Below are 19,961 nucleotides of genomic sequence, written 5' to 3'. Positions count from 1 at the left end.
CCGGGACTGGCTCCCATCCTGATCAGGCGGAGCGCGGCCTGGGCAGGCGTGTACCCCAAGGCGCTCACGCGGCCTGTCCACCGGCCGGGAGCGATGCGCCTCGGCTGTGCAGGGGGCTTCACACCCGTGTGCCAGGCGCTGCACGGGGGGCTGGGCGAGCGAGGTTGCGCCCGGGCGGGAGCGGGGCCTTCCCGGCTGGCCTCAAGGATGCATTGCTAACGCACATGGGCCGGGACCGAGCTGTTTCCCTGATGGACGACCTTCGCGCCGCCAACCCCAGCGAGCACACGCGCTGGCTGGCCGAGCCCGATGAGCCGGCCTTCCGCGAGCTGCTTCACGCGCGCTACGCGGAGACGTATTCCTACCCGTTCCTCTACGAGCCCGGCGGTGCCGGACGGCTCTGGAGGGACGGGGCGCTGCTGAGCCTTGGCGAGTTCGACGAGCGGGGGGCGCTGCTGTGGCACACGGGCCTGTGGAGCAAGCCGGGGCGGGACTCGCTGGACTCGGGGCTCTCCGTGGCGCTGCCGAGCCGCCGCACCCTCATGGGCCGCGCCGAGCACGAGGCGCTGTGGGGCTCGCTGCTGGAGCGGCTCGGGCGCTGGGTGGGCTTCCTGCACCAGAACACCTCCACGCTGCACGTCATGGCGCAGCGCTACGCCTCGCGCTTCATGCGGGCGAGGCCCATGGGCCTCGTCGTCAACTACACGCGGGGCGAGACGGTGATTGGCGTGGAGGAGGGCTCGGGCGTGCCCATGCAGGCATTGGCGATGACGACGGTGCTCGCGCCCCCGCCGCCACGCCGGCGCTACCTGCCGGAGGGCCCGTGGGGGGAGTGGCTCGCGTCCATCCTGGCCGGGATGGGGCTCGCGGAGTCGGTGGCCTTCACGCCGCTGGAGCGCCGGGCAGGGAGGGAGGGCGCCGTGCTGCGTCCGCTCGACTGGAACGCGTCGCTGCGTCTGGAGCGGCGGGTCCTCGTGGGCTTCAGCGCGGAGGACACCCCGGCGCTCACGTCGGAGCGGGCGCGCGTGGACCTCATCCACCTGCCCATGGGCGAGCCCCAGCGGGTGGCCGAGGGGACGCCGGTGCTCCTCGCGGCCGGCTTTCTTCCAACGGGCATCCGCCTCCGCCAGCACGAGCCGGATGAACTCGTCTTCCAATACGTGGCGGACGCGAGGGCCGCGTGCGAGGTCGTGAGCCGCGCCCGGCTGGACTGCGCGCGGGCCCGGGAGCTCTTCGCGGGATGGAGGGAGCGATGCGCGCGAACTTCGTAGACACGGTGATGGCGCGGCTGGACGGCGAGGTCGCCACCATCTGGGCCACGGTGCTGCTGCGGCTGGAGGACAGGCCCGACGTGGCGCTCCTGCGCCGGGGGCTGCGCGCGCTGGTGCGGGAGAGCGAACGCCTCAACGTGGCCTGGAGCGACGCGCGCCGCGCATGGGTGCCCGCGGTGCGCGGGGACGCGGAGGTGGACGCGGCCCTGGTGGAAGGCGCGGCGCCCCTGTCCGAGCCCGACGCCGTGGCGCGAATCATCAACACGCGGGTGGACCTCACGCGCGACGTGCCGCTGCGGCTGCACCTGCATCCCATGGTGGACGCGGCCCAGGGGCCCTGGCTGCTGGGCATCCAGTTGCACCACGCCATCGGGGACGCGAAGGCGCTGGCGCACCTGCTGGAGCGGCTGTGGTTGCTCTGCGCGGGACGCGGGTCGGAGTCGCGCCCGCTGGAGCCCTCGACGCTCACGGATGGCAAGGTGCTGCTCGCGGCGCTGCGCCAGCCGGGCGTGGTGCTGGGGCTCACGAGTCCGCGCCGGCGGCTCCTGGCACAGCGGGGAATGGGGCTGCGCCGCAGTGGAGACACCGCCGGACACGCGCTTTCGGCCACGGCGCGGCTCACGCTTTCCCAGGGCGACACGGACCTCCATGCGTCGGAGGTCTTCTTCTCCGCGCTGCTCGCGGGCGTGGCGCTGCGAGAGTCCCCGGCGGACGGACTCATCCGCTTGCGCATGCCGGTGGACCTGCGGCGGATGCTGGGGCTCGGGCGGACGCTGGGCAATGGCTGCTCCGCGGTGCCGATTGAGATCTCCCTGAAGGAGGTCCGCGCCCGGCTGGAGGCTCCGCGCGAGCTGGCCCGCTTCCTCCGCTCCGAGGTGCAGCGGGTGCTCGATGAGGGTGTGCACTGGACGACGGCGCTGGAGTGCATGGCGGTGGCCCGGCTCGCACCGGCGCGGGTGCTGCGCAAGAACGCGCGTCCCGGGCTCATCGCCGAGCCCCGGACGAACACGCTCGTCGTCACCTACCTGGGACGGATGGACAAGCACTTCACGGAGGCGCCGTTCCGCATCCGCTCCATGCGCAGCCACACGGCCACCTGGGGCGCCACGGGCCTGGCGTTCGCGGACACGCTCAACATCAACACGGCGGCCTTCGAGGGCCTCTGGACGCGCGAGGAGTTGCGCGACTTCACGGAGCGCGTCGCCGGGTGGGCGTCCTCGGGCTTCGGCCTGCGGGCGGAGGTGCTCGCGCCATGATGGGGCTGCGCGAGGCGCCCGGGGTGTACCTGGGCTTCATCTCCCTGCATGTGCTCGCGGGGCACCTGGGCTCCAGCCTCGTCTACCGCCTGCGCTTCGGGCGCAGCCCGCTGGCCTACCGGAGCGCGGCGGCGGATTCCGCGCACACGCGCGTCACGCGGTGCATCAGCGGCGTCTCGCTGCTCTGGGCCGGCTCCGTGCTCGCGGCCGCGTTCTGGCCCGCGTGGTCCGTCATGTCCTGGGGACGGCCGCTGCTGCCCATTCCTCCGCTCGCGGGTTGGGTGCTCGGTGTCGTGGGGCTCATGGGCATGCTGTGGGCCCAGTATGGAATGGGCCCGGCCTTCCGCATCGGCGTGGACGCGGGGGAGTCCCGGCCCGAGCTGCACGAGGGGGGACTCCACCGCTCCTCGCGCAACCCCATCTACGTGTTCTCCTACCTGTACCTCGTAGGGGCTTCGCTCTGGGCTCCGTCCGTGGTGACGCTGGGCGCCTGTGCGGCGCTCGGGGGGCTCTTCCATCAACTGGTGCTCCAGGAGGAGCGGTTCCTCGCGGACCGCCTCGGTGAGCCCTACGCGCGCTATTGCCAGCGCGTCCCTCGCTACTTCTGACGCGCCATGCAGCCAGCCCTCCTACGTCCCGCTGCTTCGCCCGGTGCCGCGCCCCTGGAGCCCGGCCTCTCCCGCGCCGAGCTGGTGGAGCTGCTCCGCATCCGTCCTCCGCGCGCGGTGGGCATGGCGGCGCTGCACCTGGGTGTCTGGGTCGCGGCGGCCGTGGCCATTGCCCACGCGGGCAGCGTCTGGGTGAAGCTGCCGCTGTGGATGCTGGCGGGTGGGGCGGTGATGGGGCTCATCCAACTCGACCACGACGCGTGGCACGACAACCTCTTCCCGAGGCCGTGGCAGAACCGCCTCTTCGGCAACGCGCTCAGCCTGCTCGTGGGCATCGCCTACGAGCCCATGCGCCATGACCACCTCGCGCACCACCGCTGGAACCGCACGCAGAAGGACCCCGACGCCTACAACGCGGGCCGCCGCTCGCTCGGGCTGAGCGCGCTCTTCTACGCCACCGTGCTGCTCGGCCTCCCGCTGAGCCTCATCTACTTCAACGTCCTCTATCCGCTGCAGCACTTCTCGCGAGCGCGATTGCGCCGCCATGGCGCGGTGCTGCTCTGCTACGCGGGATTCTACGCGGGGCTCTTCTGGCTGCTGTCGCGGCACGGGCTCGTCCCCGGCGCGGTGGAGTGCTGGCTGCTGCCGGTGCTCTTCGCCAGCCCTCTCAACGGCCTCAAGTCCATCGCGGACCACTACGCCAACACGTGGCGCGGGGACCGCTTCCACACCGCGACGACGGTGCGCGGCACGCGGCTCGTCACCTTCCTCTGGAACGGGCTCAACTACCACCTGGACCACCACCTCTATCCGCGCGTGCCCGGCTACAACCTCGCGAGGCTGCACACCCACCTGCGCCCCGGGCTGCTCGCGCGCGGCGCCCCCGTCTTCGACAGCTACCTCGACGTCATGGGACGCGCGCTGCTCGCCGGCCCCACCGTCGTGGACGAGGACGTGCGGCTCGTCACCCTGGAACGAAAGCGCCCATGAACGCCTTGCGCCAGCTGTACGCGGACATCCGCTACGAGGACGGCCGCTGGCCGCTGTCCCGCTGGGACCTCAACCTGCGCTACATCGCCAAGAGCCTCCTCCACGTCCCCGAGCCGCGCCGCACCGAGGACGCCGAGCACTTCGCGCGCGTCGCCCGGCACCTCGCCTCCGGGAGCTGGAAGCCCGACGCGCCCGCGGCGCTCAACCTGTGCGCCGTGGGCGATGTGATGTGGATTCGCAGCGGCTTCCGCGAGGCCCTCTCCCCGGGCGTGCGCGCGCTGATGGCGGACGCGCACGTGGCCTTCGCCAACCTGGAGACGCCCGTGGACCCGGCGCGGCCCGTGCCCCGGCTCGCCTACGAGACGCTCCACTACAACGCGCCACCGGGCTACCTGGACGCGTGGGAGGGCACCGCGCGCCACCGCGTGTTCTCGCTGTGCAACAACCACGCGCTGGACCAGGGCGCGGAAGGGCTGGAGCGCACGCGCCAGAGCGTGCTGGCCCGCCCGGAGCACCGCTGCGTCGGAGGCCCCCGGGCGGAGGACGCGGTGGCGGGCCTGGAGGTGGCCGGAGTGCGCCTGGGCATTGCCGCGGTGACGTATGACATCAACCACCTCACGGGGGCGCCGCCCGGGGGCGTTCCGGTGACGCGCCTGGGCAACCCGCTGCATGCGCCCGACTGGGAGCGGCTGGGCGCCCTCATTGACGCGGCGCGCGCGGTGGGGCCGGACCTCGTGGTGCTCATGCCGCACTGGGGCTTCGAGTACGAGTACTGGCCCGAGTCCCTCCAGCGCGAGCACGCCTACCGCCTCATCGAGCGCGGGGCGGACATCCTCCTGGGCTCCTCGCCGCACGTGCTGCAGCCCGTGGAGCTGGTCTCCATCGACGGCGGGGACCCCACATGCCCCGCGCAGGTGCGCCGGGGAGGGCCGCCGCGAGTGGGGCTCATCGCGTACTCGCTCGGCAACTTCCTGAGCATCATGCCCACGCGGGCGTGCCAGACGGGAGCGGTGCTGAAGCTCGCGCTCGCGCGGGACGCGGGGGGCCCCCTGCGACTCGTGGACGTGCGCGCGGTGCCCACGGCGTGCGGGCGGGGCCTGGGCGGCGAGGGCTTCCTGGACGCGGGCGTCGTGGCGGTGGACGAGCTGGGCCTGGAGCGCGCGGCGCCGCACCTCGCGCACGCGCGGCGGACCCTGGGCGGACTGATTTCAACCCGGAGGGACTGAAGATGGTGTCGATGCGGGAGCAGTTGGAGGCACTCACCGTGGGCATGGCCCGGCAGGTCTCGGGCTGGCTGCCGGCCGTGACGCCCGAGCGGTACGTGGCCTTCCTGGACATGATGTACCACTACACGCTGCGCAGTGGAGACCGGCTGCGGCTCGCGGCCGAACGCGCCACGCTCCCCGTGCTGAAGGCCTTCTTCGCGGAGCTCGCGGCGGACGAGCAGTCCCACTACCAGCTCGCGAAGGCGGACCTCGCGGCCTTCGGGCGCACGCCGTCGGACGCCACGCCCCGCGAGGTCTCCGCGTTCCACGCCTTCTGGGAAGGCATCCCGGCGGAGCGCCAGCTCTCGTTCCTTGGCGCCCTGTACGTGCTGGAGGGCGTGGCGCGGCACCTCGGGGGCGACACACGCCAGGGGTTGGGGCGGCTCGGCCTGGACAGGACGCGGGCGCGCTTCCTGCTCGTGCACCTGGACGTGGACGTGGAGCACAGCGCGCGGGCCCAGGCGCTCTGCGAGTCGCTCTGTGCGCACGGCCCCGAGCCCCTGCTGGACGGCGCGCGCCAGGCGGCGGACTTCTGGGTGGCCATCCATCGCCGGGCGCTCGCGGAGGCATAGGCCGGGCCTCCGCGGGCCCGCCCGTGCGTCACTTGTGCTCGGGTGACCTGGGCATCTCCGTGGCGTAGAGGGCGTGGGAGCCGTCCCGGATCTTGGCCTTGCTGCCGAACACGATCGACTCGTCGTTCTGATCGAAGGTCTTGTTGGGGACGTGCATCCCCGACCCCGACCAGTAATGCCCGAACGCGTTCGTGGGCAGGATGAGCTTGTCGCCCAGCCTGTTCGCCGCCGCTTCCAAGACCATGGCGCAGGTCCGGCAGGGGGTCTTGACCCCGCCGATGAACGCGGGCTCCAACGAGGTCAGGCTCCCCGCCCCATCCAGCGCCGTGAGCACCGGGTAGAAGAGCTCCTCTGCGTGGATGTCCTTCTTGGTGAAGTGGGTGCTCCCCGTGCCCTTCCCGAACTTCTTGGGGAGCACCACGTAGACCTTGCCGGCCTGGACGGGGGCGCCCTCCAGCGTCCAGTGCTTGAAGCCATTCGCGTGGTTGGCCACCGTCAGCCCCAGCGTGTTCGCGGAGCCGAACGTCAGGGACTGCGTGAGCGCGTTGAACACGTACGGCCACTTGTAATGGAAGTAGGACGGATAGAGGCCGCTGTTGAACTCCCGCTGGTACTGGGGGAGCTTGTTGGCGTGCAGCTTGCCAATCTTCCGCATCTTCGTCGCGTAGGCGCCGGACGATGACTTGGGCAGCTTGATGTCCGCGAGGAACGTCTGGAGCGACGTCTGCGTCTGGAGCGCGCTCAGCAGCGCATCGGAGTACGTGATGTTGTTGGAGGCCAGGAAGAGGGAACCCGCGGCCCACATGGACTGGACCTCGACCGGGACATTGGTGTCGCCTCCGCCGTTGAACTCAATGACGAACAGCAGCGCGCTGAGCCTGCGCAGGAACGAATTGGGCCCCAGCTCCCGGTAGTCCCAGGTGACGTCGCGCTCGATGAGCTTCGCCGCGTTGACGATGGTGGGCATGGAGCTGCCCCCGCGGGGGTAGGACGTCTTGCCAATCGTCTCCGAGTCACCCAGCTTCTTCTTGTACGTGGAGAACGGCACCACCTTGCCGCCGTGAAGCTCCGTCTTCAGCGGGTTGGACGTGTCGTTGAGCGCGCCGTACTTCGTGTCGAACTTCCGCCGGAAGCGCTTGCGGGACTGGTACACCGCTTCGCTCGTCGCGAGCCGCGCGCTGTCGGACGTGTCCTCGAACTCGAACGCCTGGTCGTAGACCGTCGCGTCCTGCGGCCCCAGCTCCAGCTTGCGCTTCTTCTTCGTGTGCTGCTCGAACGCCTCCAGCATCGAAGTGTCCACGTCCTCCGTGCCGTAGAGGCCCAGGTCGTTCACCTGGGTCGGGTCCAACTGCCCCGGCTCCTTGCGCTTGCCCAGGCGCGACGGCTTCTTCGCGACGTGCGGCTTGAGGAGGAACACCTCGTCGGCCTTGCCGCACTTGGGGCACAGGGGACGCGCGCCCTTGAGCGTCGGATAGTCGTCCGCGGAGCACAGCCCGGAGGTGTAGGCGCACCGCCGGCAGTTGAAGATGTAGGCGTTGATGGACTTCTGGACGGCGGGCGTCGCGCCGAACTTCTTCACGCACTCGTTGCAGGAGGGCGGCTGCGTCAGCGCCTCCCCGGCGTTGAACAGATCACTGACCCGCTTGCAGTGCTGACATTCGTAATAGAAGAGCATCCGTGTCCCTCGTCGGATCCGGATGTTCTCCAGCTTCCGCGTGGACCGTCAAGCGAGCGGGCTGGCGCGGCGCGGTCACCAATGCAGGAGAGGTGTGCTCGATTCTGAGGCGCTTGGGGTGATGGGCCGGTCTCATGCCCTCGTTCAAAAGGGCGTCGGGTCTGAAGCGGGCTTCGCCACCGAAAGCCCCTGACGGCGGATCAACTCGTCCAATTCGAAGCTCGGGGCCAGGCCGTCGGCGAAGCGCATCTGCCGGTAGCGAACGGAGGCTGCTGGTCCCAAAGCCTCGACATAGGTCAGGGTCACGGCCTCCCCGCTGGAGCCGCCCTCGGAGGTCTCCACCAGACGCCGCAGCCGCCGTGCGCCCACGCGCTCCGTCGACCCAGCATCCGGGGCGGGGCCCGCGATGATGTCGACAGCGATCTGGATTAGATCGCGAGACTCATGTGCGCCAGAGGCCGGGGTGATCAGCCAGCCGTGCTCGCGCGTTTCGGCCTTGTAGTGGGAGGCAAGCCAGAGTTCATGACCCGCGACGGGTGGATGAATGCGCAGCGCGGTCATGGGGGGAGCTGCTTCTCGGCAACCGATCATCCCCAGCGCAAGAAGAATGAAGACCCCCACCGCACGGTAGATTTGAGCACGCATCCCAGGACTCAAGGAAAGCCGGGCCCCTGAGCCGGGTCAAGGTGCTGCACGTCCGCCGATCTCAGGGAACCGTTCATAGGCTCGCTGGAGCGCGTCCAGGTGGGCGGGGTTGTCCAGGTCGAGCGGCGCGTCGGTGAGCTGCACGACCCATCCGCCCGACTCCGTGCGACGTGCTCTTGAGAGAAGGTCGGCGTCGCGGGTCGGGTCCGGAAACCCGATGGCTTCTGCGGCGGCGGCCGACCAGTAGTTCAGCCACCCGAGGCGATGCGGAATCTCAGGCGCGCGGATCTTCTCGGGCAGCTTGAGTGCTGGCAGCCCTCGGGGCGGAATCCCTGGCTTGTGGACCGGATCTCGTGTTTGCCGTGCGATCTCGACCCCCGCGCTAGACGGCGTCGCATGCCCCCAAAACGCGCGGGCCCCCTCTGCCACGCCTACGAGAACCTCCGCTGCGGCTGCGATGACGGCCTCGACCAGTGGTAGCTCTGCATGGGCATCGAATAACGGCTTACCGCCCGGTGCCTGTCGTGCGGGAATTTGCAATCCATAAATCGTCACTGGGAAGCTCTCGTCACCGTTGCACACGAGTGGGAATCCTCCGTCCCCGGTCCCTTCGGAAAGCCACCTGTCTCGTTGCGGTAAAGCGATGAGGCGCCCCTCCTCGGAAACCTTCCAATCGAGGCGCAAGCCAGGGAAGGCCCGCTCCATCCCATGGACGACAGCGAGCGTGCGCTCGTCCCTCGCAAGCAGAGTTGGCGCATAGACAATGATGCCAAGGGTGCTTTGCGTGGTCATCGACCCGAGAGGAAGAGCAGGAGTGCGGCGCAGGCGCGGAGTCGCATGGTCACGTCCGTTCAGTCGAGCCAGCGGTCATGATGCACCTACGCCTCCATGCTGCTCGCTTCCGCGTACAACACGAATCCATCGACGGGCATGGGGGCATGGGGGACGAGCGTCTCCACGAGAAAGAGGTTGTCGCAGTGCCTGGCGTTCGGCCCGCCAAATACGGTCTTGATGGCCGGCTCCACGCATTCTTCGGCGGGAAGAAACGAACTGCCAGCTTGAGCGAGCCTGCGAACGATGTGCGAGGGATGAACTCGCCACTCTTGGCTCTCGGGGTCGATTCGGGTGCCCAACTGCCCGAGCCATCGCACGAGATCCGCCCGCTGTGACTCAAACAGCTTGTCGAAGTCCGTCAGAGGCGGGGCGGCGTGGGGGCGATAGAGCCATCCGGTAACACGCGCCTCCGGCATGGCCGACTCTGCCCATGCGGCCACTGCTGATGGATCGATGATACGAAACTGCGTATCCAAACGATCCATTGGCGGTTCGCTGTTCCAATAGCGCGTTATTTCTTGGCCGACGAACCCCGAGAGTTCGACGCGCCCGTCGGCATCCACCTCCATCAAGAACTCTGGGGTGCTGTCATAGATGTTGTATTGAAAGGCGGGCACGCCCAGTCGCGAGGAGAGGCGTGCGAGCAGCGGCGGAGTTCCCTGCAGCAGGAGCTCGAAGGGGGCCGTGCGCAGGACGGTCCACCCAGGTGCTCCCTGAAACCCCGCCAGTCCCCAGCGCCGGACCTCGTCACCGAGCCCGTACTGCATGCGATCGTACCGCTCCGGGGTGCGCGGCTTGGGCGTTGTCAATCGCCGCCCCTCCTCCACCAGCAAGCGTGAGAGTTCTCTCTCGACTCGAGCTGTATCCGCACACTGAATGAAGGCCACGTTCAGCCACGTTCCCATGGAAGATGAGCCTGTCACTTGAGGCAATGACGGTCGACTTCTCGCCAGCCCAGGTGGACGGCATCAACCGCGAACGGCATCGCCTCTCGCGCAAGCTCGACGAGCCCGAGGCCGCCCGGCCCGCGTTCACGCCCCGGCGTAGCGCTCAGCGCCGCGCGTGCCGGGCCTCGGCCGCTTTGAGGACGTGCTCCTTGAGGAGGTAGCCGAAGCCCGCGTTGCGCAGCCGGACGATGAGCTCGTCCCGGGTCGTCTTGAGATGTTCGGCGGTGCGCTCCAGACTCCAGCCCCCCTGCGCGAGCTGCTTGAGCAGATAGGCCCGGCGCGTCTGCGCCGCCGAGAGCCGGTAGGTCTTGAGGTACTCGACCGTGCCGTCGCCGCGCAGGATGGCCTCGCCCATGTGGTTCTCCTCCGAGGGCGACAAGCCCGTGATGAAGCGCTGGAGGTGGAAGGGCCCCGCCTCGTAGAGGGGGGATGTGAGCACCTCGGCGCCGATGATGCCCTCGGCCATGAAGCCCATGAAGTCCGCCCAGTCCGCGCGCATGCGCTCGATGGCGGCCCTCAGGTCCTTCATCGAGTTCACGCTCGCGTCCTCCACGCCTGTCCCCAGCACGGGCACGTCTCCCAGGAAGCCGTACTGCACGAGCAGATCCCCGTAGAAGTCCTCGAGCAGGGCTCGGTGCAAGGCGCGGTAGTCCTCGGGGTGCGAGACGATGGCGCAGGAGAGCAGCGCGTCCGCCTGGAAGATGAGCACGCCCACCTGGCGCTCGTGCAGCTCGAAGATGCGCAGCGCCTCCGCGAAGGCCGCGCTGGCCCAACCCGAGGAGCTCCACTCGCTCCGGGGATTGAGCCCCTGGGAGAGCGCCTCCTGGGAGTACTCGCTCCATGCCACCTGCGGCCCGCCGAAATACAGCGCGAGAAAGCCCTCCATCGTCAGGTGCATGGGCAACAGCCGCAGCCGGTTCTTGTCCTCGCGGTGCACCATGCGGTGCAGCACCCGCGTCGAGGAGAAGGGCCCGCGCTTGAGGCTCTTGCCCTCCTTGGCCTCCGGCTTGCGCAGTCGGGTCTCGGAGGTCACCGCCGCGCCCTTGTCGTCCCAGTCCACCACCAGGCCATGGGGGACGTAGGACACGTAATGGAGCCCGGGCTCCATCAACCCGCCCTGGAGCGACACGACGCTCACGTCCTCGTCGTAGCTCCTGCGGGTGATGCGCAGGTCTCCGGGGATGTCATCGCGCAGCACGGGCACCAGGCGGATGCTCCCCCAGACCTGCGAGGGCGCGAGCCGCAGCCCCGTGAGCGGCAGCCGCCGCACCGCGCTCTTATCTCCCTCCTTCATGTCACCTCCTCGTCGAGCGACTCTTCCGGGAGCTCGGAGCGGGTCTTCGGGGGCTCGGTTCCGGCGTGGCCTCGGGGCGAGTGCTCGAGCATCCGCCGCACGCGCGCCGCCAGGTAGTCCTCGAGTTCCGCCAGGGGAGAGGCCCCCTCGGCGAAGCGCGCGAAGCCGAGCACCGTGGGCAGGTCTTCCGCGTCCCTCACGCCCACGGTGGGCACGTGCGTCCCGATCCCCCGGGGCGCGTAGAGCTCCGAGGCGAACACGGGGTTGGCGTGGATGATGGTGGTGCGGCGGGCGGGATCCAGCTTCGTGCGAAACAGGCGGGTGACCTCGGCCACGGCGTTCGGGGGATCATTGTCGTAGCCATCCGACACGACGACCACCAGCTCGGGCATCCAATCCAGCGCGTCCAGCAGTGGGGTGGCGAGGTCCGTCTGCCCCCGGGCGCGCGAGAGCAGGGGGTGCTCGGGAGGATGCATCCAGAAAGCGAGGTATTCGCGCGCCGTGGCGGCCAGCAGGTAGTGCGCCGCGAGCGCCACACCGAGGGGCCGGCGGCGCTTCTCGCTCGAGCCCGAGGCGGAGTAGCTGTTGTCCAGCACGGCCGCCACCCGGCCCAGGGGCACCGAGGCCCGGCGCAGGCTGTTCACCGCAGCCTGCTCGAGCGCGGTGTGCAGCTCCGCCAGCCGCTCCCGTCGCACCTCCAGCGGGAGGGAGAGCACGTAGAGCGCCAGCCGGGTGAGCGGTGTGCGCCCCAGGTCGAGGGCGATGGCCCCTTGGGCGCGCGTGGCCGAGCCCTGCAAGCGCAGCCTCTCGGCGGCGGTGAGGCGCGGCTCGATCTTCCGCAGGAAGACGTCCCGGGGGAGCTGGTGCTTCGCGGCGAGCCCCTCGGCGACGGTGTAGGGCAGCTCGAAGAGGGCGGATGCGTCGTAGTGGGCCTTGCGGAACGTCTCCAGCAGGGGCGCCTGGAACACGCGCTTTCGCCAGCCGTGGAAGAGAAAGGGGTTGAGCTCTCCGGGCAGCTTGAGGTGGGTGTGCGCCACGGCGGCGCGCAGCTTGGAGCGGTACTTCACCGCGTCGAAGTGCAGGTCCGCGCGCCCCTTCAGGAACTCGCGCACGATGGCGCGGGAGCGGCGGTTGTTGATGCGCCGCTCGCGCAGCACGTCCAGCACCCGGTAGGCCCGCTGGGGCGGCAGGGCCCGGAGCGCCGCCGCGATGAGCGCGCCCTCCTCGTGCCGGTCCGCGGACGGGGTCTGCTTCCCGCTCGCCAGCAGGTTGAGGATGATCTGCGCCTGGTTGAAGTGGTTGATGCCCGCGGCCAGGGTGCGCGTGTAGAGGCGGCGGTAGTTGCCGAGGATGTAGGCGTGCAGGAACTCGATGGACACCGCCTGCCCGCGCCCGTCGTTGTAGAACTCGCGCTGCCCGGTGCACGAGAAGCACGCGTTGACGAACATGACCAGGTCCTCACGGGCGACCTGCTCGGCACGTGCTCCCACGATGTCCATCGAAGGTTCACCCTTCCTGAGGCGGGAGCGCCGCTCGGGGAGGGCGGACACGATTAGCTAGTCAAGCTCCAAAGGCCCGGTTCGGAAATCGCATCACAGTCCCGCGAGCGGCGCCCCTCACCGTACCATGACGCGGCAGACGTCCGCGGACTGACACACGCGGGGAGCCGGCTCCGGCAAGTCCAGGCTCCGCGAGGCTCGGTCTACTCGCGCTGATTCCAAAGGACCGGCTGACCTCGAGCACCGCTCCGTCCGAGCAGCACGAGCGGTGTGCGCGATTCTGTAGCACCTGGGGTGATGAGCCGGTTTCATGCCCTCGTTCAAAAGGGCGTCTGGCCTGAAGCGGGCTTCACCACCGAAAGCCCCTGTCGGCGGATCAACTCGTCCAATTCCGGGAGCCGGGTGGAGGGGGCGTTCAGCCGCGAATGCGCTTGCCGAATGGCGCGAACGCGACCATTCCGAGCTTGAGGTGCTGCAGCGCGAACGGGATGCCGATGATCGTCAGCGCCAGGCTGACGCCGATGACGACGTTGGTGAGGAAGATCCAGATTCCAGCGAAGAGTGCCCAGACGATGTTGAGCCCGAAGCTCATCGCGCCTGCGCTGGGAAGATCCTCGATGTCCTTGCCGAAGGGCATCAGCGCGAGACCGGCCATCTTGAAGCACTGCACGCCAAACGGGATGCCGACGAGGGTGAGGCAGAGCACCAGTCCACCCAACAGGTACTCGAGGCAGAGCACCAGCCCTCCGCCGAAGATGATCCACACCAGGTTCAGAAGCAGGTTCATGATCGGCTTATACGTTGGAGTCGTCAGTCGATGACATGAGCCTGCCTGAATTTCGCCAGGCCTCGATTTCAGGAGCCGCGCGCGCTGCTATCGCTTGAGCCAGGGCGCGGGGTGTTTGTCCATCCCCGAGCCCCGTCGTGGAGGCGTCCCGCCAACCGGCGCCTACTCCTCCGCGGCCTCCTGGGGCTCCTGGAAGTCCACGTCGAAGTTGACGCGCTGGCCGGGCTCGATGGTGAAGGTCTTCTGCCAGTGCGATGGGCCCACGGTGACGTTGAGGCGGTGGTAGCCCTCGAAGACGTCCAGCTCCTCCACGGGGACCGTGCCCACGGGCTTGCCGTCCACGGAGACGTTGGCGCCGGCGGGACCGCGCACGTTGATGAAGGCCTTGTTGAGGAAGAACTGGTAGGCGGAGCGGCCCGTGGGGGCCACCGTCACGGTGCGCGATACGGAGATGCCGAGCGCGCCGTTGGTGAAGGTCAGCAGGTGCTTGCCCGGCGGCAGCGACGCGGACAGCGGCGTGCGGCCCAGCAGCGCGTTGTTGAGCGTGACCTCCACGCGGGGCTCCACGGTGAGGTCCAGGATGCCCATCACGGGGCCCGCGTCCACACCGGCGTCCACGCCCGCGTCCTCGATGCCCGCGTCGAAGGGCTCGGCGACGACGATGGGCAGGCCCGCGTCGAACGTCTCCACCGTCATCGTGCCCTGGAGCTGGCGCTGGACGATCACCGCGCCCGCGCCGAGCGTCAGCACCAGACCGCCCACCACGAACGGCACCCAGGAGCGTGACGGCTTCTGCGTGGCCACCGTCTGCGCCGTGGGGCTCGCCGCTCCACCGAAGATGGGGCCCGCGGGCCGCGTCTCCGTGGATGCAGTCGGAGCAGGGGAGGGCGTCACGGGCTGTGCCGTGGCCTGGCTCGCGGTGCTCGGGGCCGCGCTCTGCACCGGGGCCGCGACAGGAGTGCTCCTCGGCGCCTGCACGGGTGCCGGGGCCACCGTCGCCACGGGCTGCGCGGGGGAGGAAGCCTGAGGCGCCGCAGTCACGGGCTGCACAGGCGCGGAAGCCTGCGGCGCGGCGGCCACGGCCTGCACGGGAGCCGGCTTGCTGCTCTCCGCCGAGGAGAATTCCGGCACCTTGCTCTTCACGGGCTCCACGAGCCCCGCGCCGTTCGCGATGATCTCCGCGATCTGCGGCGTCGGCATGCCCGCCTTCGCCAGTGCCTCCGCGATGCCCTTCTCAATCGTCGCCCGCCGCGCCGCGCGAGCCTCGGCCTCCGGCGGGAACAGCTTCGCCAGGTGCTCCGCGAACTCCTCGTGCGTCGGCAGCTTGCCAATCGCATCCACCAGCGCCTCGCGGAACGCGAGCGCCGACGAGTAGCGCTCCAACGCCCGCTTCGTCGTCGCACGGCGCACGACGGCATCCAGCTTCAGCGGCACGTCCGCCGGCATCGGGGGCAGGGCGCGGTTGAGCACCGCCTTGTCCGGATCCGCCGACTCCTTGAACGGCATCTTCCCCGTGAGGCACTCGTGCAGCGTGAGGCCCAGCAGGAACACGTCCGACTGCACGTTGACCGCTTCACGCCCGCCCAACAGCTGCTCCGGAGACGTGTACGCGCGGCGGTTCTTCACGCGCTTGCCACCGCGCTCACGCGGCGCCACGGACAGCGCGCCGTAGCCCGTCACCTTCGTGTATCCGCTGAAGGACACCATCAGCGTCTCGGGGCGGATGTCTCCGTGCACCAGCGGCGAACCGTCGTCGTTGCCCGCCACGTGCGCGTAGTGCAGCCCCATGGCCGCGTCCGCCACCACCAGCGCCGCGAAGCCCGGCGTCATGCGCGGGTTCGCTTCCAGCACGCGCCGCAGCGGCTCACCGTCCGCGAACTCGGTGACGCGCGCCAGGCCTCCGTCCAGCTTCTCCAGGCCGTGCACGCGCAGGATGTTCGGGTGCTCGAAGACGATGGCGCGGTTCGTCTCGCGCTCCAGGCGCGCCACCAGCTCCGGGTTCTGCGCGATTTCAGGCGGTGCCCAGATGAGCACCACGGGGCGTGGCGTGGCGCCTTCCTCAATCGACAGTCCGAGGAAGGCACGCGAGCCCTCTCCGGCAAGGAGGGGGCCGAGTGACTGATAGCGAGGCGAACTCATGGGAACGGCATGCTAGTGCCCTTCCCGTCGATCCTGGAATCCCCGGGTCGCGCCTAGATTCGCTGCCCGGCGAAAGGCAGCGTCAGGTGGTAGCCGTAGCGCCCGCGCCGCACGAGCAACAGCACGCTACGTCCCCGTCGCGCCGTCAGCAGGGCTTCACGGAAAGTGTCACCCGTTGGGACAGGCTGATTGTTCATCCGCAACAGCACGTCCCCCGGCTCCAGCCCAATCTCCGAGGCAGCCGAGCCCTGCCGCACGGACGCAATCGCCATCCCGCCCTTGCTCTCTTTCACTCGCAGTCCCAGCTTCTCCCACGCCAGGTTCTCAAGCAGGCGAGCTGGAAATTCGACCGGCGTCACCTGCACCGTGCGGTTGCCGCCTGCTCGGAAGAGCACCAAGGGGAAGACCGAGCGGGCAGGGTAGCCGCGCACGCGCGAGTCGAAATCCTCCGCGTCCTGGATGCGCGAACCGCCCAGCTCCGCGACCACGTCTCCGCGCTGCACACCGGCCTGCGCGGCGGGGCTGTCCGGATCCACGTTCGTCACGATGACGCCGTACGTGCGGTCCCACCCGAGCCGTGCGGCCACCTGCGAGGGGAGATCCGCCGTGTCCATGCCCACCCACGCGGGGCGCACCTTCCCGAAGCGAGTGAGCTCCTCCACGATGCGCCGCACCTTGTCCGCGGGGATGGCGAAGCCGATGCCCTGCCCGTTGGCGTAGATGGCCGTGTTGATGCCGATGATCTCCCCGTCCACGTTGAGCAGCGGCCCGCCGGAGTTGCCCGGGTTGATGGCCGCGTCCGTCTGCAGGAAGTCGTTGTAGACGCGGTCGTCCGCACGGAAGGTGCGGCCCGTGGCGGACACCACGCCCGCGGTCACCGTCTTGCTCAGGCCGAACGGACTGCCGATGGCGACCACCGTCTCGCCAATCATCAAGTCACTGCTGGTGCCCAGCTTCGCGGTGGGCAGGGGTTCCTTCGCGTTGACCTTGAGGACCGCCAGGTCGTTGTTCGCGTCACTGCCCACCACCTCCGCGTCGAAGGTGCGCCCGTCCGCGAGCACCACGTGGATGGCGGAGGCGCCCCGGATGACGTGGTCGTTGGTGACGATGATGCCGGACGGGTCGATGATGGCGCCGCTGCCCAGGCCGGTGATTCGCTGGCGCGTCTCCGGCTGTGCCATCCCCTGGCCGAAGAACTCCTCCAGCGGTGAGCGGGGCCGGCCCCGGAAGCGCGACTCCACCTCCTGTTCGGTGCCGATGTAGACGACCGCCGGGGAGACCTTCTGAACCACCTCCACCACGTCGCTGCGGCGCCGGGACAGGTCCGCGTGCGCCGGGAGTGCCAGCACGAGCCCCCACAGCAAGAGCCCCCACCGGATGTGTGCTGCCCTCATGCCTTCCTCCGTACGTCGCCGGGAATTGTCTCCCGGAAGACAGTCTGAATGTCGGGAAGGCCTCAGCCATTCCCTGGGTGTCTGGAAGCGGCGTCCCGCTCTTCATAGACCAGATGGTGCGGCCGTGATCGAACGCACTTTCAGGCAGAACGTCCTTGCCCTGGGCCGATTGCGGCGTTGGGGGAGCAAGGGCAGCCCTGGGAGTCCCGGCGCGGCGTGTTGCTGGCTGCCCGCGGGGGCCTTGGGAGCGGTTGCGCATGAGTCTCGTCCTGGTCGCGGATGACGAACCCGCGGTGCTGGAAGTCCTGAGCCAGGTGATTGAGGACCTGGGGCACGACGTGGTGCGCGCGCGGGATGGCGAGGAGGCCCTGGCGCTCGCGAGAATCCACCGCCCGCGGCTGGTGGTGACGGACCACATGATGCCGCGCATGAGCGGCATGGAGCTGTGCAGCCGGCTGAAGCAGGAGCCGGGCCTGCGCGAGGTGCCCATCATCCTCCTGAGCGCCGTGCTCCAGCAGGGCTCGCCGGATGCGTCCGCGTTCCTCAACAAGCCCTTTGAAATCACCGACTTCGAGGCGCTGGTCCACGACGTGCTGGAGAAGGCCCCCGCCGTGCCCCCGGGGCCCGCCACGCCCGTGGAGGCGCTGAGCCGGTGGGTGGCGCAGTCGCTCCAGGGCCCGCTGGAGGCCGCGAGGGATCAGCTGCGCACGCTTCGAGACCTGCCGCCGCCGGGCAAGAGCGCGGTGGAGGCGCTGGGCGCGCAGCTCCAGTCGCTGGAGCGGATGGGACGCTATCTCCAGGACGCCGCCCGTCTGAGCTCCGGCAGCGTGACGTTGCGGCCGGTGGAGGGAGACCTGCGCCAGCCCCTGGAGGCCTCCGTCGCGCGGTGCCGCACCACGGGGCCGGGCGTGCCGGTGGAGGTGACGGTGCCCCCGGAGGCGGTGGGCCTGCGCTTCGACCCGGAGCGCCTGGAGCAGGTGTTCGACGTGCTCCTGTCGAACGCGGCAAGGCAGGGCGGGGTGCGCGTGGAATTGAAGGCGTCCCCGGAGCAGGTGCTGGTGCGCGTGAGCGACCCGGGGCCGGGCATCCCTGAAGCGGAGCTGCCCCGGCTGTTCCAGCCCTTCCCGGAGGGCCCCGCGCAGGGAGAAGCGCTGGGGCTCTACGTGGCCTCGGAGCTGGCGAAGCTGCACGGCGGCGCGCTCTCCGCCGAGTCGCGCCCCGGGCAGGGCGCGACGTTCAGCGTGTCACTGCCGCGCGTGGCCTGACGCCTCAGGCCTTCTGCGACTTCAGCATCCAGCCGATCATCTTGTAGAGCAGGCGGGCGCCCACGTTGGCGTCCCACTCGCTGCCCTCCGGGTCGGGGGCCACTTCGGTGAGGTCGAAGCCGACGATGGTGCGGCCCGAGCGCACGACGCCCGCGACGAGCGCGGTGGCCTCCGGGAAGGACAGGCCGCCGGGGACGGGGGTGCCGGTGTTCGGGCACAGCACGGGGTCCAGGCCGTCGATGTCGAAGGACAGGTAGACCTGCTGCGGCAGCTTGTCGACGATCTGCTTCACCTGCTGGTTCCAGGGCAGGCCGTCAAAGCGGTTCTGCTGGAGGACGGCGTCGTAGAAGGCGTGGATGCGGCCGCCGGAGTTCTCGATGTAGCGGTGCTCGTTCTCGCTCATGTCACGCAGGCCCACCTGGACCAGCGTCTTCACGCCCGGGATGCGCTCGCAGACGTTGTAGAAGATGGACGCGTGCGACCAGGTGAAGCCCTCATACGCGACGCGCAGGTCGGCGTGCGCGTCCAGGTGCAGCACGCCCATGCCGGGGTACTTCTCCGCGTGGGCCTGGACGATGCCGAAGGAGATGGCGTGATCGCCACCCACGGCGGCCACGAGCTTGCCCTGCTCAATCCACTGCTTCGCGGTGCGGTAGACGTGGTCGTTGAGCTTCTCGCTGAAGCCATTCACGTCCTTCGCGGCGGAGAGCAGCTCGGCCTCGCCGGACTCGATGCCGCCCGCTTCGATGACGAGCAGGGCGCGCTCCTTGGCGCGCTCGTTCCACGTGTGCAGTTCGGCGGGGGCCTCCAGCATGGCGATGCCGCGCTCGTAGGGCCGGCCGGTCTCCACGTCGAAGAGGTCCACCTGCTTGCTGGCCTCCAGCAGGGCGGCGGGGCCGTCGGACGTGCCGCCGCCGTAGCTGGTGGTGGCCTCGAAGGGCACGGGGATGACGACGACGTGGGCGTCGTCGGGAGAGTGGGGGAGGCCGAAGATGCCGGAGCCCGGCTGCGCGGCGGCGGCGGGGTCGAAGTGGGTAGCCATGGCGGCGCAGGATACGGTTCCGCTCCCGGGGCGCAATGGCTTCGGTGGCGCCTGGCTGCCCTCAGGGGGGAAAGGCCTTCATGAACTTGCGGGCATGCTCCGAGTTGGGCCCCTGGATTCCCAACCGCAGGTAGCGGTCGTACTCCTTCCGCGCCTCCTTCACCCGTCCCAGGTTCTCGTAGGTGTTGGCCAGCGCGAACCGGCACGCACCCCTGTCCGGCTCCGCCTCCACGCAATCGCGAAAAGAGGACAAGGCATCCGTGGGCCGCCCCAGTTCGAGAAAGGCCCTGCCCTTGGAATAGGCCGCGTCCGCCACATCGGAGGAGCGCTTGTGCTGCTCGCCCGAGCGCATGACCCACGTCAGCACCAGCACGCCGAGCAATGCACCGCCTCCCATGATGAGGCCGTTGCGCCAGTGGTGACTCCAGCGGGGCCTGGCCAGGACTTCAGGCGGCACGGGGGGAGGATTCTCCTCGGG

18 protein-coding genes are annotated in these 19,961 nt (G+C 69.7%); 7 read left to right on the top strand and 11 right to left on the bottom strand.

Annotated elements, in window-relative coordinates; genetic code table 11:
- Window positions 1-224: 224 nt before the first annotated feature.
- From D7Y11_RS26490 to D7Y11_RS26465, 6 genes are read left to right on the top strand one after another with little or no spacing between them, the layout of a single operon-like run.
- Window positions 225-1,271, top strand: coding sequence for a hypothetical protein (locus D7Y11_RS26490; RefSeq protein WP_126935102.1), 1,047 nt, complete (start codon window positions 225-227; stop codon window positions 1,269-1,271).
- A complete protein-coding gene (locus D7Y11_RS26485) occupies window positions 1,253-2,527 on the top strand; it encodes a hypothetical protein (protein ID WP_126935101.1) in 1,275 nt (424 codons plus the stop codon). Before D7Y11_RS26490 ends, D7Y11_RS26485 begins: the two co-directional genes overlap by 19 nt.
- On the top strand, window positions 2,524-3,135 hold the full coding sequence (locus D7Y11_RS26480; RefSeq protein WP_126935100.1) for an isoprenylcysteine carboxylmethyltransferase family protein: 612 nt from the start codon (window positions 2,524-2,526) through the stop codon (window positions 3,133-3,135). The genes D7Y11_RS26485 and D7Y11_RS26480 overlap by 4 nt, the downstream gene beginning before the upstream one ends.
- Before the next feature lie 6 nt (window positions 3,136-3,141).
- The gene (locus D7Y11_RS26475; RefSeq protein WP_126935099.1) at window positions 3,142-4,125 is read left to right on the top strand and encodes a fatty acid desaturase; all 984 of its coding nucleotides are present in this window, start codon (window positions 3,142-3,144) and stop codon (window positions 4,123-4,125) included.
- Window positions 4,122-5,351 (top strand): CapA family protein, encoded by a 1,230-nt coding sequence (locus D7Y11_RS26470; protein ID WP_126935098.1) that lies wholly within the window; start codon window positions 4,122-4,124, stop codon window positions 5,349-5,351. Before D7Y11_RS26475 ends, D7Y11_RS26470 begins: the two co-directional genes overlap by 4 nt.
- Before the next feature lie 2 nt (window positions 5,352-5,353).
- Window positions 5,354-5,962 carry an iron-containing redox enzyme family protein gene (locus D7Y11_RS26465; protein ID WP_158641999.1) on the top strand — a complete coding sequence of 203 codons (609 nt, stop codon included), beginning with the start codon at window positions 5,354-5,356 and terminating at the stop codon, window positions 5,960-5,962.
- Between the two features lie 28 nt (window positions 5,963-5,990).
- Here D7Y11_RS26465 and D7Y11_RS26460 read toward each other — a convergent pair whose 3' ends face one another.
- The 9 genes from D7Y11_RS26460 to D7Y11_RS26420 form a co-directional block, all read right to left on the bottom strand.
- Window positions 5,991-7,637, bottom strand: coding sequence for a hypothetical protein (locus D7Y11_RS26460; protein WP_126935096.1), 1,647 nt, complete (start codon window positions 7,635-7,637; stop codon window positions 5,991-5,993).
- A 144-nt stretch (window positions 7,638-7,781) separates the two neighbouring features.
- Entirely contained in the window at window positions 7,782-8,282 is a 501-nt protein-coding gene (locus tag D7Y11_RS26455; RefSeq protein WP_126935095.1) for a Tsi3 family protein, read from the bottom strand.
- Between the two features lie 36 nt (window positions 8,283-8,318).
- Window positions 8,319-9,074 (bottom strand): DUF5953 family protein, encoded by a 756-nt coding sequence (locus D7Y11_RS26450; protein ID WP_126935094.1) that lies wholly within the window; start codon window positions 9,072-9,074, stop codon window positions 8,319-8,321.
- 86 nt (window positions 9,075-9,160) lie between these two features.
- Window positions 9,161-9,949 (bottom strand): hypothetical protein, encoded by a 789-nt coding sequence (locus tag D7Y11_RS26445; protein WP_126935093.1) that lies wholly within the window; start codon window positions 9,947-9,949, stop codon window positions 9,161-9,163.
- A 217-nt stretch (window positions 9,950-10,166) separates the two neighbouring features.
- Window positions 10,167-11,357 (bottom strand): hypothetical protein, encoded by a 1,191-nt coding sequence (locus tag D7Y11_RS26440; RefSeq protein WP_120576947.1) that lies wholly within the window; start codon window positions 11,355-11,357, stop codon window positions 10,167-10,169.
- Window positions 11,354-12,856 carry a hypothetical protein gene (locus D7Y11_RS26435; RefSeq protein ID WP_233607398.1) on the bottom strand — a complete coding sequence of 501 codons (1,503 nt, stop codon included), beginning with the start codon at window positions 12,854-12,856 and terminating at the stop codon, window positions 11,354-11,356. Before D7Y11_RS26435 ends, D7Y11_RS26440 begins: the two co-directional genes overlap by 4 nt.
- A gap of 415 nt (window positions 12,857-13,271) precedes the next feature.
- Window positions 13,272-13,643, bottom strand: a complete 372-nt coding sequence (locus tag D7Y11_RS26430; protein ID WP_014396275.1) for a YccF domain-containing protein — start codon at window positions 13,641-13,643, stop codon at window positions 13,272-13,274.
- A gap of 162 nt (window positions 13,644-13,805) precedes the next feature.
- Window positions 13,806-15,782: a serine/threonine-protein kinase gene (locus tag D7Y11_RS26425; protein ID WP_120576948.1), complete on the bottom strand. Its 1,977-nt coding sequence runs from the start codon at window positions 15,780-15,782 to the stop codon at window positions 13,806-13,808.
- 53 nt (window positions 15,783-15,835) lie between these two features.
- Window positions 15,836-17,176: a trypsin-like peptidase domain-containing protein gene (locus D7Y11_RS26420; RefSeq protein WP_121751329.1), complete on the bottom strand. Its 1,341-nt coding sequence runs from the start codon at window positions 17,174-17,176 to the stop codon at window positions 15,836-15,838.
- A gap of 257 nt (window positions 17,177-17,433) precedes the next feature.
- Between D7Y11_RS26420 and D7Y11_RS26415 the strand changes: the two genes are divergently transcribed.
- A complete protein-coding gene (locus D7Y11_RS26415) occupies window positions 17,434-18,441 on the top strand; it encodes a hybrid sensor histidine kinase/response regulator (RefSeq protein WP_126935092.1) in 1,008 nt (335 codons plus the stop codon).
- A 4-nt stretch (window positions 18,442-18,445) separates the two neighbouring features.
- Here D7Y11_RS26415 and D7Y11_RS26410 read toward each other — a convergent pair whose 3' ends face one another.
- Window positions 18,446-19,483 carry an agmatinase family protein gene (locus tag D7Y11_RS26410; protein WP_126935091.1) on the bottom strand — a complete coding sequence of 346 codons (1,038 nt, stop codon included), beginning with the start codon at window positions 19,481-19,483 and terminating at the stop codon, window positions 18,446-18,448.
- A 61-nt stretch (window positions 19,484-19,544) separates the two neighbouring features.
- The coding region (locus tag D7Y11_RS26405; RefSeq protein WP_233607397.1) for a tol-pal system YbgF family protein at window positions 19,545-19,961 on the bottom strand (417 nt) is incomplete at its 5' end.

This window comes from Corallococcus sp. AB018, from assembly GCF_003986945.1.
GTDB classification, from domain to species: Bacteria; Myxococcota; Myxococcia; order Myxococcales; family Myxococcaceae; genus Corallococcus; species Corallococcus exiguus.
Note: the sequence above shows the minus strand (reverse complement) of the source record. Positions and strands in the feature narration are given on the sequence as shown.